Origin of the sequence: Bacillus sp. SB49, assembly GCF_000469135.2 — a bacterium.
GTDB lineage: Bacteria > Bacillota > Bacilli > Bacillales > Halobacillaceae > Halobacillus.
Genome location: NZ_CP048117.1, coordinates 2267734 through 2283645, shown reverse-complemented (window position 1 = coordinate 2283645; position 15912 = coordinate 2267734). Strand labels below are relative to the sequence as shown.

The 15912-nt window shown below is 45.6% G+C and carries 13 protein-coding genes and 5 tRNA genes; 16 read left to right on the top strand and 2 right to left on the bottom strand.

The features are described 5' to 3' along the window. Positions 1 to 12 precede the first annotated feature (12 nt). Complete coding sequence (locus M662_RS12025; protein WP_008638229.1) at positions 13 to 906, top strand: deoxyribonuclease IV; 894 nt, start codon at positions 13 to 15, stop codon at positions 904 to 906. Between the two features lie 38 nt (positions 907 to 944). On the opposite strand, the gene M662_RS12020 is transcribed toward M662_RS12025, so the two are convergent. Continuing rightward, the gene (locus M662_RS12020) at positions 945 to 1229 is read right to left on the bottom strand and encodes a DUF2624 domain-containing protein (protein ID WP_008638227.1); all 285 of its coding nucleotides are present in this window, start codon (positions 1227 to 1229) and stop codon (positions 945 to 947) included. A 207-nt stretch (positions 1230 to 1436) separates the two neighbouring features. Between M662_RS12020 and M662_RS12015 the strand changes: the two genes are divergently transcribed. Then, positions 1437 to 1973: a hypothetical protein gene (locus M662_RS12015; protein ID WP_008638224.1), complete on the top strand. Its 537-nt coding sequence runs from the start codon at positions 1437 to 1439 to the stop codon at positions 1971 to 1973. A gap of 38 nt (positions 1974 to 2011) precedes the next feature. On the opposite strand, the gene ispG is transcribed toward M662_RS12015, so the two are convergent. Further along, the gene (gene ispG, locus M662_RS12010; protein WP_008638223.1) at positions 2012 to 3124 is read right to left on the bottom strand and encodes a flavodoxin-dependent (E)-4-hydroxy-3-methylbut-2-enyl-diphosphate synthase; all 1113 of its coding nucleotides are present in this window, start codon (positions 3122 to 3124) and stop codon (positions 2012 to 2014) included. Positions 3125 to 3376: 252 nt separating this feature from the next. On the opposite strand from ispG, the gene M662_RS12005 reads away from it, so the two are divergent. The 14 genes from M662_RS12005 to pstA all read left to right on the top strand — a co-directional run bounded on the left by M662_RS12005 (position 3377) and on the right by pstA (position 15891). Then, positions 3377 to 3997 (top strand): NfeD family protein, encoded by a 621-nt coding sequence (locus tag M662_RS12005; protein WP_026577204.1) that lies wholly within the window; start codon positions 3377 to 3379, stop codon positions 3995 to 3997. 93 nt (positions 3998 to 4090) lie between these two features. Continuing rightward, positions 4091 to 5866: a methyl-accepting chemotaxis protein gene (locus M662_RS12000; protein ID WP_008638222.1), complete on the top strand. Its 1776-nt coding sequence runs from the start codon at positions 4091 to 4093 to the stop codon at positions 5864 to 5866. A 209-nt stretch (positions 5867 to 6075) separates the two neighbouring features. Continuing rightward, a complete protein-coding gene (locus M662_RS11995; RefSeq protein ID WP_008638221.1) occupies positions 6076 to 7713 on the top strand; it encodes a Na/Pi cotransporter family protein in 1638 nt (545 codons plus the stop codon). Between the two features lie 192 nt (positions 7714 to 7905). Continuing rightward, a tRNA-Met gene (locus M662_RS11990) sits at positions 7906 to 7982 on the top strand. Positions 7983 to 8003: 21 nt separating this feature from the next. Continuing rightward, positions 8004 to 8079 (top strand) — tRNA-His (locus M662_RS11985). Positions 8080 to 8082: 3 nt separating this feature from the next. Beyond that, a tRNA-Ile gene (locus tag M662_RS11980) sits at positions 8083 to 8159 on the top strand. 12 nt (positions 8160 to 8171) lie between these two features. Further along, positions 8172 to 8264, top strand: a tRNA-Ser gene (locus tag M662_RS11975). A 16-nt stretch (positions 8265 to 8280) separates the two neighbouring features. Then, a tRNA-Phe gene (locus M662_RS11970) sits at positions 8281 to 8353 on the top strand. Between the two features lie 309 nt (positions 8354 to 8662). Next, complete coding sequence (locus M662_RS11965; protein WP_008636963.1) at positions 8663 to 9277, top strand: superoxide dismutase; 615 nt, start codon at positions 8663 to 8665, stop codon at positions 9275 to 9277. A gap of 103 nt (positions 9278 to 9380) precedes the next feature. Beyond that, positions 9381 to 10616, top strand: coding sequence for an MFS transporter (locus M662_RS11960; protein WP_008636964.1), 1236 nt, complete (start codon positions 9381 to 9383; stop codon positions 10614 to 10616). A gap of 84 nt (positions 10617 to 10700) precedes the next feature. Continuing rightward, entirely contained in the window at positions 10701 to 12869 is a 2169-nt protein-coding gene (locus M662_RS11955) for a peptidoglycan D,D-transpeptidase FtsI family protein (RefSeq protein ID WP_008636966.1), read from the top strand. A gap of 142 nt (positions 12870 to 13011) precedes the next feature. Continuing rightward, complete coding sequence (locus tag M662_RS11950; RefSeq protein WP_026577205.1) at positions 13012 to 13986, top strand: PstS family phosphate ABC transporter substrate-binding protein; 975 nt, start codon at positions 13012 to 13014, stop codon at positions 13984 to 13986. Positions 13987 to 14065: 79 nt separating this feature from the next. Further along, positions 14066 to 15013, top strand: coding sequence for a phosphate ABC transporter permease subunit PstC (pstC, locus tag M662_RS11945; protein WP_008636970.1), 948 nt, complete (start codon positions 14066 to 14068; stop codon positions 15011 to 15013). Then, positions 15013 to 15891, top strand: a complete 879-nt coding sequence (gene pstA / locus M662_RS11940) for a phosphate ABC transporter permease PstA (protein WP_026577207.1) — start codon at positions 15013 to 15015, stop codon at positions 15889 to 15891. Before pstC ends, pstA begins: the two co-directional genes overlap by 1 nt. Positions 15892 to 15912 lie beyond the last annotated feature (21 nt).

Below are 15912 nucleotides of genomic sequence, written 5' to 3'. Positions count from 1 at the left end.
GGAAGGGATTCCATGCTTAAAATCGGTTCACACGTATCGATGAAAGGGAAGAAGATGCTGTTAGGTGCCAGTGAAGAAGCGGCTTCCTATGGCTCCGGTACGTTTATGATCTACACAGGTGCGCCCCAGAATACGAGGCGTCGTCCGATCGAAGAATTGAATATCGAGGCGGGCCTGCAACATATGAAAGAACACGGTATTAATGATATCGTTGTTCACGCCCCGTATATCATTAACTTAGGAAATACAACGAAACCGGAAACGTTTGAACTCGGGGTTGATTTCCTTCGAAATGAAATCGAGCGTACAGAGGCTCTGGGTGCAAGACAGATTGTCCTGCATCCAGGATCTCATGTTGGACAAGGAGTAGATAAAGGGCTGCCAAAGATCATTGAAGGTTTGAATGAAGTGCTTAACAAAGATCAGCACGTCCAAATCGCTCTGGAGACGATGGCAGGTAAAGGATCCGAGATCGGCAGAAGTTTTGATGAACTGGCAAAAATTATGGATGGCGTAACGTTGAATGAAAAGCTGTCCGTATGTATGGATACGTGCCACATCCACGATGCCGGTTATGATGTCGTAAACGACTTTGACGGAGTGCTGGAAGACTTCGACCGGATCGTAGGGCTTGACCGCCTCAAGGTTGTACACGTGAATGACAGCAAGAACGTATGCGGCGCTCAGAAAGACCGTCATGAAAACATCGGGTTCGGACATATCGGCTTTGATGCTCTTCATAAAGTCGTCCATCATCCGGAGTTAAAGGATCTTCCAAAAATTCTCGAAACGCCTTATGTCGGAGAAGACAAAAAGAATAAAAAACCTCCGTATCGCTTTGAAATCGATATGATCAAAGAGGGTACGTTCGATGAAGGCTTAAAAGAGAAAATAATGGAACAATAAGGAAAAAAGGCAGGGAATCTTTCCCCTGCCTTTTTTTATTAGAGCCAATGCTCGACTCCGTATTCTTTAGCAACCTTTTTAAGTAAACGATGAACGGAAAGCGCTGTTTCTTTTGAAGTGATTTTAGCCAGTTTACCAAGCATACGTTTCCTGTCCTCAGGATCGAAGGGGTTCTCCTTCGATTTCCTCAGTTCTTTGACGATTTTTTCTGCTTCCTGCCGAGTGATTGGAATACCGTACTTCCGACTGTAGGATAATAAGTCATCAACGGTCATCTCTTTCAACTTCTGTGCAATGAACTGTTGGGCCACATGCTTCATCATTGGCAGATACTCCCCTTCTTCCCGCTATTTATAACACAGTATGAAAAGTGGGAAGGATTTGTGTTTTTTGAATGCCCCTACTAAGAAGAAGTGAGTGGTGTGACGCCTCGCTGGCAACTCGAATTTACCATGAACTCCCTCACTTAAAATCACCGTCAGGCACACATACTAAACGTGATTCTCCAAACAGAAAGTGAGGGTGTTCGTATGTATGATCCAAAGAAGCCTGTTGAGAATCAGGAAACAGAAAAAGCTCCGAGACACGGAGATGAATTAGAACAAGTGCACAATGGAGATGAGCCGACTACCGATGAAGTGTTGAATGAAGCTTTTGCAGAGATGCAGGAGCAGGATTTCAGACAGGAAGCCGGTTACCGTGAGCGTGCAGAAGATGTGGACGATCATGGACGTGGACCGGACCAGCCGGTTTACGGGGACAGTTACGAAGAGGAGTTCGCTCAGGAAGCGGCAATCGGCCGTATAGACGAACCGATGAACCATAGAGAACAAGAAACCACTATGGAAGAAAGGGAAGACGTCAAAGTCGGTATGGGCTGGATCGGGCTCACGGCTGCCATTCTCTCCTTCTTCTTTGCACCAATCATACTTGGTGTAACAGGCATCATTTTCGGTGCCATAGGGAAACGACGTGGTGCAGATACGCTTGGAAATATGGCGATTATCATCAGTATCGTATCTATTGCCTTTTCGTTGTTCTTCGCTCCATTTTTTAACTTGATCTGAATGTGAAAAGGGTGGACCTTTATGGTCCACCCTTTTTGTCAGGATTGTTTCTGTTCTTCTTTCTTCAAGCGTTCTTTCTCATAATGTTCTTCAGCGAGTTTGTCGACTTCTTTCTTCAATTCTTCCACCATGATATCTTCCGGTACCTTACGGATGATTTCCCCGTGACGGAACAATAGTCCTTCGCCTCTTGCTCCAGCGATTCCAATATCCGCTTCTCTCGCTTCTCCCGGTCCGTTTACGGCACATCCGAGAACGGCCACTTTGATCGGGGCTTTGATCGTCTGGATGTATTCTTCGACTTCATTGGCAATGGAAATCAAGTCGATTTCAATACGTCCACACGTCGGGCAAGAGATTAGTGTCGCTGCATTGGCAGCAAGACCGAATGATTTCAGAAGTTCCTTCGCCACTTTTACTTCTTCGACAGGGTCGGCACTCAAACTGATGCGGACTGTGCTGCCGATTCCTTTACTAAGAATCGCACCAAGGCCGGCGGCGCTTTTTACAGTTCCGGCAAAAAGCGTTCCTGATTCAGTAATTCCCAAGTGGATCGGATAAGTGAAGGCTGCTGCCGCTTTCTCATAAGCTTCAATCGCCAGTTTTACATCCGAAGCTTTAAGGGAAACAATAATATCATGAAAATCAAGATCTTCCAGGATTTTGATATGATGCAATGCGCTTTCCACCATACCATCCGCAGTCGGATATCCATATTTCTCAAGGATATGACGTTCCAGGGAACCGGCGTTCACACCGATTCGGATGGGAATGCCTTTCTCTTTAGCTGCTTTTACGACAGCTTCCACTTTCTCGCGGCTTCCGATATTTCCCGGATTGATGCGGATCTTATCCGCGCCGCCTTCGATCGCTTTTAATGCCTTTCTGTAATCGAAATGAATGTCGACGACCAACGGGATGTTGATGCGTTTTTTGATTTCCGGAATGGCATCGGCTGCGCGGTCATCCGGACAGGCGACACGGACAATTTGACATCCTGCCTCTTCCAGACGCTTGATTTCGGCAACGGTCGCTTCCACATCGTGTGTTTTGGTTGTGGTCATGGACTGGATGACTACTTCGTCCGATCCACCTATGGTCACGTCGCCGACTTTTACGGGACGGGTATCTTTTCTGTGCGTAATTGGCATGTAAAATCGCTCCTTTATTTATTAACAAAAAGGTATGCAAGGTTATTTTCCAACCTTCATTATAAGGGCTACCGGCAGAAAAGAGAAGCATAGACACTCAAAAGAGATGCCGGTAAGGCAGGAACCCTTCGTAATTATTGGTACCCATGGAATTATACCATGCCGTGGAATTTAAAAAAATGGATAACGTTTGAAACGAATCCGTCTGCTCGCACGTATAAAGTAACATAGAAGGAGAGGAAGTGAAATGCCGTGTTAACCTATGACTGGGTCGCCTTATTCATTACCTTGCTCGGGACGATGTTCCTCATCGGAGAACTCCTTGTCAATATGCGGGGGGTCTTCGCGGTTCTCGGTCTCGGATTCATAACCGTTTATTTTTCCAGTTATCTAGCGCCGGAGATGTTCGTCATTATGATGCTTGTGTATTTACTCGGCATCGCCTTGATCATCATTGATGGAAAAGTCGTCAATGATGGGACACTTGCAACTATTGGAGCCGTTACAATGATTATTGCCGTCGGTTTCAGTGCCCCCAACTGGGTTGCCGGCCTATACAGCGTGATCGGTGTAATTATCGGCGGGGCCGCCTCGCTCGTATTTCTTAAAGTGTTCAAACGTCGGGATATGTGGACGAAGATGACGTTGAATGACCAGCTCACATCGGAAATGGGATACAATTCCATGAACGAATCTTACAGTCATTTAGTAGGCAGCAGTGGAACAACGTTGACAGACATGAGGCCTGTAGGGACGATCCGTGTGAATGGAAAAGAGTACAGTGCCGTATCCAATGGAAAGTGGCTGGGCAAAGGAGAATCGATAAGGGTGGCTGCTGTGGATGGGACTAAAATACTGGTTGAAAAGACTTAAAATTACAATTCATTAATACATCATTCATATTCGCTCAACAAATCTCCTTCATACTTTGGAATGGAATGATTCAACGTATGGGAGTGGAGAGGTTTGTTAAATGATGTTGGAAGGAAATTTAAACAGCGCAGGATGGGGAGCAGAAGACGATCTTTAAGCTTTCAATGGAGATTATCGCTCGTCCTTGCGCTCTTTTTGTTAATAGCGGTAATTCTTATTGGTTTCCTTTCCTATTCAAAAGCGAAAGAAAGTCAAATGCAGTTTATCCAGGACCGCCTGGACAGGGAATTGGTGATGATACAGGATATTTCGAAGCAGCTCATGTATGCCTTTGTAGGAGAGGAGGAACAGTTTCAGAAAAGAATGCAGGTCTATGTCAACGCTCAGCAAGCTCAACTGGTACAGGACGGCCTGGATGCTGAAATGTATCTTCTTACTGATTCTGGAATCATTACTTATTCTTCCAATAGGGAGGAGATCTTTCCAGAAGAGTATTTGGATAAAATAAAGGAAACGGAAAGTGGTACGAAAACATGGAAAGTGGATGGGGAGGAGATCCTAGTCACCTTTGCTCCCGTTCAAGAGTTGCAGGGCATATACATCATCCGTATACCTGCTGCCGATATTATGGAGGAAATCAACAATCTGGCCGCATATATCTTCTTTATAGGAGTGCTGGTATTTGTCCTTACCGTTCTGGTGGTATATTGGGCCGTGAAGAAGATAGTCCGGCCGCTCAACCGCTTGGAGGGCGTGATGGATAAAGCCGGGGAAGGGACGTTGAAGGACCCGTCTTTTGTGAAAACAACGATACCGGAAATACAGTCCTTGAAAAAAAGTTACAGCAAACTGATCAGCAAAATAACTGGAATCTTGTCCTCCGTTACTGCTGCCGCTCACCGGTTGGGAGAAGGTGGGGAAGGTTTAAGAAGAGCTTTTGAGGGGATGGACCAGTCAAGAAATAAAATCATTCAAGACACAGAACTTTTACGGGAATCTAGCCGACAAACTATCTGTCATCTCAATAAAGAAAAAGAAGTTTTTCAAGACTTAACGGAGATGTTTGAAAGCTTACAACAAGAACTGGAAGTAATGTGGAAACAACAAGAGGCAATGAAGGGTGCGATTATGACTGGACAGGAAGGGATGAATGCAATGGACCGTTCTTTTCTTCGGTTAAAAGATGAAATAGAAGAAATGAGGGAACGGGTCGGAACGTTTGAGCGGTATATGTCCACCATTAAAGATTCTGGTTCTTTGATTCAAGCGATTGCAGAGCAGACAAGAATGCTTGCACTGAATGCTTCAATCGAAGTAGGGAGAACAGAAGGAGAAGGTCGGGGCTTCCACGTCATAGCAGAAGAGATTCGAAAGTTAGCCGATCGTTCGAAGTCGGCAGCGATAGAAATTGATCAGCGTATGAAAGATGTTTTGTCTTTAGGAAGATACTTCTCCGATAAATGTAAGGATTTAGGCAGAGAGATCGAAACGCAGGAGAGGATCGTCGACAGTGAAAAGGATAGCTTCCATGAAATTATGACTGGGATGGAAAGCCTCCGTGCCTATATGGACCTTTCGGAAAGTCATTTGATTACAGGCAAAGAAGTCATTCCTAAAATGGCGGACGCTCAGAATGGAATGGACCATATCGTACATAAACAATCCACATACACCGAAGACCTTTTCGAAATCATGAACCATCATCAGACAGACATGAGAAACTTAGAAGAGATTCAGACCGGCATCACAGAGATGACGAAGGAAATGTTGGCCTTGGTTTTGTCCAATCAATGGAAGGTTGAAGTGGAGACACATGAGCCGGCGGACGGACGGGGCTCTGAGAAGCTAAAGTCCCGCATAGCATCTTAACAAAGGAGCACCTTAAACACAGGTGCTCCTTTGTTGTGTCGGGTTTGTAAGGAAGGAAGAGGGTATAGAGTATTGTCCTTTGTAAATTTAATGTTAAGATTCATTTTTATCCTTTACAAATAAAGAGCGCATCGTTAATAATGAATGAGGTGTTTTTAATAGATAAATATAAAAATGTACAACTTGGATGAGGAAAGGGTGGAGAAAAATTGGATATCAACGTGCAGCAGATGATATTTGAATTCATCGGCGGACTCGGTATTTTCCTTTTTGGTATTAAGTATATGGGGGACGGACTTCAGAAAGTAGCTGGAGACCGCCTGAGAGAACTGTTAGATCGCTTTACCAGTAATCCATTGATGGGTGTCATCGCTGGTATGGTCGTAACGATCCTCGTTCAAAGTAGTTCGACAACTACTGTTTTGACCGTCGGACTTGTAAACGCTGGTTTTATGACATTCCGACAAGCAATCGGAGTTATTATGGGGGCCAATATCGGTACGACGTTTACAGCGTTCATCATTGGTATCGATATTAAAGCTTACGGTCTTCCGATCTTAGCAGTCGGTGCCCTGATGATTTTCTTCTTTAAGAATAAAAAAGTAACAAATATTGGACAAACCGTCTTCGGTCTGGGATCTCTGTTCTTCGGACTGGAGCTCATGAGCGGTGGAATGAAGCCTCTCCGATCCTTGGAAGCTTTCCACGAATTGACGTTAAGCATGAGTGAAAACCCGATCCTCGGTGTCGTCATCGGTACATTGTTCACCGTTATTGTTCAGAGTTCCAGTGCAACAATTGGAATTCTGCAAGGGCTGTTCGGGGAAGGTCTGGTCGATTTAAAGGCAGCTCTTCCTGTGCTTTTCGGGGATAACATCGGAACGACGATTACTGCTGTCATCGCAGCTATCGGTGCCAGTGTCGGAGCGAAGCGTGCGGCTACCGTCCACGTTATATTCAACGTAATTGGAGCAACGGTATTCTTAATCCTTCTTCATCCGTTTACGCTTTATGTCGGCTGGCTTCAGGATAAATTTAATCTGGGACCAGAAATGACGATTGCTTTTGCCCACGGATCTTTCAACATTGCTAACACGATCGTGCAGTTCCCGTTCGTAGCTTTCCTTGCTTGGCTGGTTGTGAAGCTGGTACCTGGAGATGACTCTTTGATCGACCATAAGCCGCAGCATTTGGATCCGATCTTTATTGAACAGTCTCCATCTCTTGCGCTCGACCAGGCCAAAGAAGAAGTGGTCCGCATGGGAGAGTACGCATATAAAGGCTTGGAGGAAACGAGCCTTTACTTGAACAGTAAACAGCAGAAACACTCAGAAATTGCTTTGCAGATCGAAGAAGCCTTGAACAATCTCGATCGGAAGATTACCGACTATCTTGTCGATCTTTCCCAAGCTTCCTTAACGGACGAAGAGAGTAAGAAACACTCCACCCTTATGGATTCTGTCCGGGATATCGAGCGTATGGGAGATCACTTCGAGAACATTATCGAGCTGATCGATTACAAGAACTCCAACAAGGTGAATTTGACACCGCAGGCAATCGAAGATTTAAATACGATGATTGATTTGACTTTGATGACGGTGAAACAGTCCATTAAATCTCTGGAAACAATGAGCAGAGAAGAAGCGCTCGCCGTTGTTCAGAAAGAGAATGAGTTGGATCGTATGGAAAGAAGCTACCGCAAGAAGCATATCATTCGTTTGAATGAAGGCGTCTGTACAGGACAGGCCGGTATCGTCTTTGTAGATATGATCAGCAATCTGGAACGTATCGGCGACCATGCCGTGAACATTGCGGAAGAAGTTCTTGGTGAAAAAGAAAGCCTGTAATTAGTTTAAACGGCCATTTATAATGGCCGTTTATCTTTTTTTATCCATGAAATACTTTTCTTTTAAAAAACCCTTGAACTATTCTGGACAGGATGGTATATTATTCTTGTCGCCAAAAACGACACCGGAAAAACTTGTTGACATTACAGTTCGTAAATGTTATATTAATAAAGTCGCTTCAAGCGATATCATGGCGGTGTAGCTCAGCTGGCTAGAGCGTACGGTTCATACCCGTGAGGTCGGGGGTTCGATCCCCTCCGCCGCTACCATACATATTAAATAGAAACATGGCGGTTGTGGCGAAGTGGTTAACGCACCGGATTGTGGTTCCGGCATTCGTGGGTTCGATTCCCATCAGCCGCCCCATGTGGACCCTTAGCTCAGCTGGTTAGAGCTATCGGCTCATAACCGATCGGTCGCAGGTTCGAGTCCTGCAGGGTCCACCACATACATGATACGGAGGAGTACCCAAGTTTGGCTGAAGGGAGCGGTCTTGAAAACCGCCAGGGGCTTTACGGCTCGCGGGGGTTCGAATCCCTCCTCCTCCGCCATCATACATAATGATACGGCTCGGTAGCTCAGTCGGTAGAGCAACGGACTGAAAATCCGTGTGTCGGCGGTTCGATTCCGTCCCGAGCCACTTTTGATAAAGAACAAGCCTTAAGGCTTGTTCTTTTTTTTAGCAACAGCCGAGTCTCCCTTGTTCCGATGATCCCGGCACCAAGCTTCTTCTCTCCGTAGTTTTATGCGTATGTATTCTTCGTAGGATGAAGAATGGGACGTGAAAATTTCATGTTTGAATTTCTATTCAGGGGGAATTCTTAATACCGGAAGAGAAATAGCTTTCTTCCGGATGCAAAAAATTTGCATGTCATTTTGCGGTTTGATAATGTAAGATGAGAAGCGAGGCTTCTGTTCTTACATATTAATTTAAAGGAGGAGTTACATTATGGCTAAATTTGAACTACCAGAACTACCTTACGCCTATGATGCACTAGAACCAACAATCGATAAGGAAACAATGAACATCCACCATACGAAGCACCACAACGGCTACGTTACGAAACTGAACGGCGCGTTGGAAGGTCACGCGGATCTTCAGGACAAATCTCTTGAGGAATTGCTTGCCAATAACCTTTCTGTCGTACCGGAAGAAATTCGTACAGCTGTTCGCCGCAACGGTGGTGGACATGCCAACCACAGCTTGTTCTGGACAATTCTTTCTCCGAATGGCGGCGGTGAGCCGGCAGGAGATCTTGCTACGAAGATCAATGATACGTTCGGAAGCTTTGACAAGTTCAAAGAAGAATTCGAATCCGCAGCAACAGGCCGTTTCGGTTCCGGTTGGGCTTGGCTAGTAGTCAATAATGGCAACCTTGAAGTAATCGATACCCTTAACCAGGATTCACCGATTATGGAAGGAAAAACTCCAATCCTAGGTCTTGACGTTTGGGAGCATGCATACTACCTGAACTACCAAAACCGTCGTCCTGACTATGTTTCCGCATTTTGGAACGTTGTCAACTGGGATGAAGTATCGAAGCGCTTCGACGCTGCAAAATAACTAAATGAGGAGAAGGGTACGGATTTATATCCGTACCCTTCTTTTTGTATATCTCCTTTTGTTCTGATAACACTAAAGAGGAACACAAAGGAGACGTGGATTTATGGTGAGCAGCTTGCGAACGTGGCTCGGCCGCGAAGACGTACCGAAAGATTTGTTGTTGTTGCTTTTGATCGGAGGCTTATACTCGCTTGGCATCTTCTTATCCAGTACATTTGTGAACATATATTTGTGGAAGCAATCCAACAGCTATACAGATATAGCCATGTATAATTTGGCCATTTATGTCATGCAGCCATTGACATTCATCTTTGCTGGAAAGTGTGCCAAACGAATCGACAGAGTCATTGTGCTTAGAGCCGGGGTGACCGTTTTATCTCTTTTCTTTATGACGGTATTGATTGTAGGGGAAAGGGCAGCCGAGTTCAATATTATGCTCGGCGCACTGCTTGGTATCGGCTATGGCTTTTACTGGCTTGCCTATAATGTCTTGACCTTTGAAATTACGGAACCGGAAACGAGGGACTTCTTCAACGGATTTCTAGGGGTTCTACAGTCCCTTGGTGGAATGAGTGGACCACTGCTTGCTGGTTTCATCATTTCCCGGCTGAATAATTTTACAGGATACACCGTCATCTTTACGATATCTTTCAGCTTATTTATCGTAGCGGTGCTTGTAAGCTTCGGTTTATCGAGAAGGAAGGCGGCGGGGGTATTTTCTTTCAGGCAGATAGTAAGGGAGAGAAAGCGAAACGGCAATTGGCGAAAAATCCTTCATGCCCACGTATCTCAGGGCTTCCGGGAAGGGATCTTCTTGTTTGCTGTCACCATCTGGATTTTTCTAATGACCCAGAATGAGCTGTCGCTTGGCGTTTTCAACCTGGTTTATTCCGGCTTCTCCTTCCTTTTTTACTTCCTTGTAAGTAAAATAGTGAAGCCTTATAACAGAAAAAAGGCCATCTTCATATCGGGGCTTGTCTTATATTTGAATGTCCTGCTTTTGCTCATCAGTGATACGATGCCGCTCCTCCTTTTATACGGTGCCATTGCCGGAATGTTCTTCCCGCTGTTATATGTTCCCTATGTCTCCCTGACCTATGATGTGATAGGGAAGTCCTGGAACGCTGCCGAAATGAGGATCGAATACATCGTTGTGCGCGAAATTTTCTTGAATATCGGCCGTGTCGTATCGATTATCATTTTCCTTCTGGCGATTGCGCTCATATCTCCGGAAACGGGAATTCCTTATATTCTTTTGATTGTAGGTGGAGGACATTTCTTCATTTACTTTTTTATAAAAGGGATTGATACGAGGGTGTCCAGAGCGTCACATAATTGAAACATAATCCCATGTTCTCCTATCCTTCATAACAGGAAAAATGCTATAATGATGGAAGGATTTTTTTAAGAAGGAGAGGAGTCCATGGGGAAGAAAAACAAGAATAAATACAATCAGAATTCACATCTTCCTTTCCGTTTGAACATCGTGTTTTTTGTTGTCTTTGTCCTATTTGCAGCGATCATTCTGCAGCTGGGTGTCGTACAGATACTCAACGGGGAAGAAGCACAGGATGAAATTGACCGAACAGAGAATACGACTACGACCATACCGGTCCCCCGCGGGGAAATGTATGATCGCTATGGAAGGGTAGTCGTCGATAATAAGCCGCTGTATTCCATTACATACACGCCGTCCAAAGGGGTACAGGCGACGGATAAATTGGAACTGGCAGAGAAGCTTGCCGCGTACATCGATATGGACCATGATAATTTGACCGATCGGGATCTGAAAGAGTATTTCTTCTTATTACATGAAGAAGAGATTACAGAACGGGTCGAAGATAAAGTCGATGATGATATGGATAATGGAGAAGTGTATAAGGTTCAGCTCGACAGCATCAAAGATGACGAAATTTCCGGCTATGATGATCAGACGAAGGAAGTCATCGCGATCAAGAAAGAACTGGACCAGGCCTACGCGCTTGCACCGCACGTGGTGAAAAATGCAGATATATCGGAGAAGGAGTATTCTGCTGTAGCGGAAAACTTGGAAATGCTTCCCGGTATTAACGTAACCGCAGACTGGGAACGGGATTATCCTTACGAGTCCCTGTTCCGCAGCTACATCGGAGGCATCACGTCAAGCAAGCAGGGTATTCCAAAGGATCAGATGGATCGTCTGATGTCGCTCGATTACAGCCGCAACGACCGTGTCGGCGTCAGCGGCCTCGAACAGCAGTATGAGGACGTCTTAAGAGGTACAAAAGAGAAAGTCCAATACGAAACCGACAGCCGCAACAACGTCATCAACACGAAAGTCGTGAGAGAAGGAGAGCGGGGGAAAGATCTCGTTCTGACAATCGATGCGGAATTACAGGAACAAGTCGACAAAATCGTCCAGGAGGAGCTCGCGGCTGCCATTCAGAAGGCGCCGGGACAGAACCGTCATTTAAGGTCCTCCATGGCCGTCGTCTCCAATCCGAAGACCGGCGAGATTCTTGCCATATCCGGCCAGCAGTATAACCGCGTCATCGAAGAGGGCGGCTCGAGGTTCACCGATGTTTCCCACCAGGCGGTGTACAACTCGTACACCCCGGGGTCCTCTATTAAGGGAGCGACGATTTTGACCGGTTTACATGAAGGGGCTATTCAGCCCGGGCAGACATTCTTTGACAAACCAATGTATATTAATGGATTGAAAAAAGGTTCCTTATCCCAAAACAATGGAACTGTAAATGATATTACAGCCCTGCAGAAGTCATCAAACGTATACATGTTCTTCCTCGCAAGAAGGCTGGGTGGAGATTACGGGATGGATTATAATGTCAAAGGATTATCTCTTAAAGAGGGAACTCTTGATAAGTTCGTTTATAATTTCAATCAATTCGGTCTAGGTGTAAAGACCGGAATAGATTTCCCATATGAATCGACCGGTGTAAATGGAGAGATTTCAAATCCAGGAGAGATTCTCGATTTCTCTATCGGTCAGTTCCACAGTTATACAGCGATGCAGCTCAATCAGTATGTATCCACGATCGCTAATGGCGGTTACCGTATTCAGCCGCATCTTGTGAAGAGCATTCACGACCCTTCCCAACAGGAGGGGCTGGGACCGATATACAAAGACTATGATCCAAAGGTCTTGAATCGTATCGATATGGATCCCTCCTATATCGAACGGGTGCAGGAAGGGTTCCGCCAAGTGTTCCAGACGAGCGGGGGAACGGCGAGCAGCGTGTTCTCCAGTCCTGCCTATAAAAAGTATAAAATGGCAGGGAAAACCGGAACGGCGGAAGCGCCGGCTACCGTCCCGGACGGGCAGGGCGGCAATACGTATGTAGAGGAATTATTGAACAAAGTGCTGGTAGGTTATGCGCCTTACGATGATCCGGAAATCGCCTTTTCCGTCGTTACGCCGCACGTCGGTGAAGACGCCAACAGTACGTTCAATGTCAGTAACAACATCGGTGCCCGGATCGGCAAAGCCTACTTCGATCTGAAGGAAGAGCGCGCAGAGAAGGGCTTGACGATGAGCGGAGATGAAGAACAGGTACAAGGAACAGAAGAAGAGCAGACGACCGAAGAAGAGTGATGCGAAAGCATCGCTCTTTTTTTCTATTTACAAAACCTTTACGTATAGTTCATATGTCCTTAAAATACCCCCGTTATGATGTAGTTGTGGGTCGGCCGGGGCCGCCTACATAGATCTGAAAAGAAATAGGGGGAGAAAAGAAATGAACAACTTGAAGAAATTTGCACTACTTTCTGTATTAATGCTTGTAATGGGTGTATTGGCAGCGTGTGGGTCGGACAACGATTCATCTGCAGAAGGTTCTGATTCCGAAAGTGGAGACGGAGTATCCGGTCCAATCGCCATTGACGGTTCATCTACTGTATTTCCAATCATGGAAAACCTGACATATACGTATAACCAGGACAATCCGGATGTCAATGTGACAGTTAACGCTTCCGGATCAGGCGGCGGATTCAAGAAATCAACGGTCGGAGAAATCGACTTGAGCAATGCTTCCCGTCCTATTAAGGAAGAAGAGATGGCTGCAGCAGAAGAAAACGATGTACAGTTGGAAGAGCTTGAACTTGCCTATGATGGTCTTTCCGTCGTAGTAAGTAAAGAAAACGACTTCGTCGATGAATTGACAATCGATCAGCTGAAGCAGATCTTCCTTGATTCTTCGGATGTACAAACTTGGTCTGACATCAATCCGGAATGGCCGGATGAGCAAATCAAAATCTTCAGCCCTGGTCACGATTCCGGTACGTTCGACTACTTCAATGAAGTCATTCTTGAAGAAGAGCCGATGAAAGAAGGCAAGAACACGACCCTTTCTGAAGACGACAACGTCCTAGTACGCGGAATTGAGAATGATCCAAATGCGATCGGATTCTTCGGATATGCGTATTATGCAGAGAATGAAGACAAGCTTAAGGTTCTTGGAATTTCTGAGGATGGTGGAGAAGCAGTTAAACCGAATCCAGAAACGATTCAGGATGGTTCTTACACACCGCTTTCCCGTCCATTGTTCACTTACGTAAACGTGGATGCATACAAAGAGAAGGAGCAGGTTCAGGATTTCACAACATACCTGCTTGAGAATGCCGGTAAGGCAGCAGAAGAAGTTGGTTATGTAGCTCTGCCTGAAGAGAAGTATCAAGAACAGCTGGAAACAGTAAAAGGCTGGACGGAATAATAAATTTGGAAAACTGAACAAGGAGAGGTGAGACTGATTATGGTCTCACCTTGCCTTATGGATGAGAGGAGTTTTGAAGATGGACAAAGGATTGCAATCAGAGGGGAAAATGATTGATGTCCAACAGATGATAGAAGAGAACAAAAGAAAGAAAACCATGGGGGAGCGTATGGAACGTGTCATCCCGTTCTTCCTTCTATTGTGTGCAGCCGTTAGTGTACTGACAACAGCAGGTATTTTGTTCACATTGTTACGGGAGTCTATCGGATTTTTCTCCGAGGTGAATCTCTTTGATTTTTATACAGGAACCCAGTGGTCCCCGTGGTCCGGGGAATATGGGATTGCACCATTGATCGGTGGAACGCTTTTGATTACATTGATCGCTACAGTTGTAGCAGTTCCGCTCGGATTAATGTCCGCTATTTTCTTGAGTGAGTACGCAAGTGATCGAGTAAGAAGGATTATCAAGCCGATTCTGGAAGTGTTGGCTGGTATTCCTACGGTCGTTTATGGATATTTCGCATTGACGTTCATTACACCTTTGTTTCAGTCCTTCATTCCTGACTTAGGAATATTCAACGCCATGAGTGCAGGTGTCGTCGTTGGAATTATGATTATTCCCATGATCGCCTCTTTGTCGGAAGATGCAATGAATTCCGTGCCGAACGCGCTTCGGGAAGGTGCGTATGGACTCGGTGCAACCAAGTTGGAAGTTGTCTTTAAAGTGGTCCTTCCAGCTGCATTCTCTGGAATTGTCGCTTCCGTCGTTCTCGCTGTATCGCGGGCTATTGGGGAAACGATGATTGTAACGATTGCGGCAGGTGCCACCCCTAATATGACATTCAACCCTACGGAATCCATTCAGACGATGACGGCGTTTATTGTGCAGGCGGCAACGGGTGATACGACGTTTGGCTCTACGATTTATTACAGCCTTTATGCTGTAGGAATGACGTTGTTCGTCTTTACGCTTGTCATGAACCTAATTGCACAATTTATATCACGCAGGTTCAGGGAGGAATATTGATGCTTGGACAAAAGGAACAAACCATAAAGAGACGAATGGAAGGAAGAGTAGCTGTCAATAAAATCATGATGGCACTGTTCGGGCTTGCGACCGCTGTAGGACTCATCTTCCTCGTCCTGCTCTTTTATCGTGTATTGACTCAAGGAATTGGCTATTTAAGCTGGGATTACATTTCTAACTTTCCTGCTCCCTATCCGGAAGAAGCAGGAATTTATGCCGGTCTCATCGGTTCGATCTTTCTTATGATCATTGTTGCGATTGTATCAGTGGTCATAGGCGTGGCTACGGCCATTTATTTAGAGGAATATGCACCGAAGAATAAGATGACGGATTTCATCCGTGTCAATATCCAGAACCTTGCCGGCGTTCCATCTATCGTGTTTGGTCTACTGGGTCTGACATTTTTCGTTTACATGTTCAGCTTCGGTTATACCTTGCTTGCTGGAGGATTGACGATGGCTCTCTTGATTCTTCCGGTCATCGTTGTAGCTACGCAGGAATCCATCCGGTCTGTACCGGCGGAAATTAAAGAAGCGTCATACGGAATGGGAGCTTCCAAATGGCAGACGATTCAGCGGGTAATCCTGCCGGCTGCCGTACCTGGTATTCTGACGGGAACAATCATCGCCCTTTCCAGAGCCATCGGAGAAACGGCTCCGCTCATCATCGTCGGAGCGGCCACAGCGATCTATACGCTGCCGGAATCGCTGCTTGCGAAGTACACGGTCATGCCGATTCAAATTTATAACTGGACGGGCCGCCCGCAGGAAGAATGGCAGTTTGTTGCAGGGGCCGGGATCATCATTCTTCTTGCCGTATTGTTGCTCATGAACTCTATTGCCGTTGTAATCAGAAACAAATATCAAAAACGTTTTTAACTTGGATGAGGAGGGTTTCTC

Excerpts from the sequence above, each read along its gene's own strand:
- pstA (WP_026577207.1), top strand. The coding sequence starts at position 15,013 with ATGCTTGGACAAAAGGAACAAACCATAAAGAGACGAATGGAAGGAAGA.
- M662_RS12020 (WP_008638227.1), bottom strand. The coding sequence starts at position 1,229 with ATGATGAAGCATGTGGCCCAACAGTTCATTGCACAGAAGTTGAAAGAG.
- M662_RS11960 (WP_008636964.1), top strand. The coding sequence starts at position 9,381 with ATGGTGAGCAGCTTGCGAACGTGGCTCGGCCGCGAAGACGTACCGAAA.
- ispG (WP_008638223.1), bottom strand. The coding sequence starts at position 3,124 with ATGCCAATTACGCACAGAAAAGATACCCGTCCCGTAAAAGTCGGCGAC.
- M662_RS11955 (WP_008636966.1), top strand. The coding sequence starts at position 10,701 with ATGGGGAAGAAAAACAAGAATAAATACAATCAGAATTCACATCTTCCT.
- M662_RS12015 (WP_008638224.1), top strand. The coding sequence starts at position 1,437 with ATGTATGATCCAAAGAAGCCTGTTGAGAATCAGGAAACAGAAAAAGCT.
- M662_RS12025 (WP_008638229.1), top strand. The coding sequence starts at position 13 with ATGCTTAAAATCGGTTCACACGTATCGATGAAAGGGAAGAAGATGCTG.
- M662_RS11950 (WP_026577205.1), top strand. The coding sequence starts at position 13,012 with ATGAACAACTTGAAGAAATTTGCACTACTTTCTGTATTAATGCTTGTA.
- pstC (WP_008636970.1), top strand. The coding sequence starts at position 14,066 with ATGGACAAAGGATTGCAATCAGAGGGGAAAATGATTGATGTCCAACAG.
- M662_RS11965 (WP_008636963.1), top strand. The coding sequence starts at position 8,663 with ATGGCTAAATTTGAACTACCAGAACTACCTTACGCCTATGATGCACTA.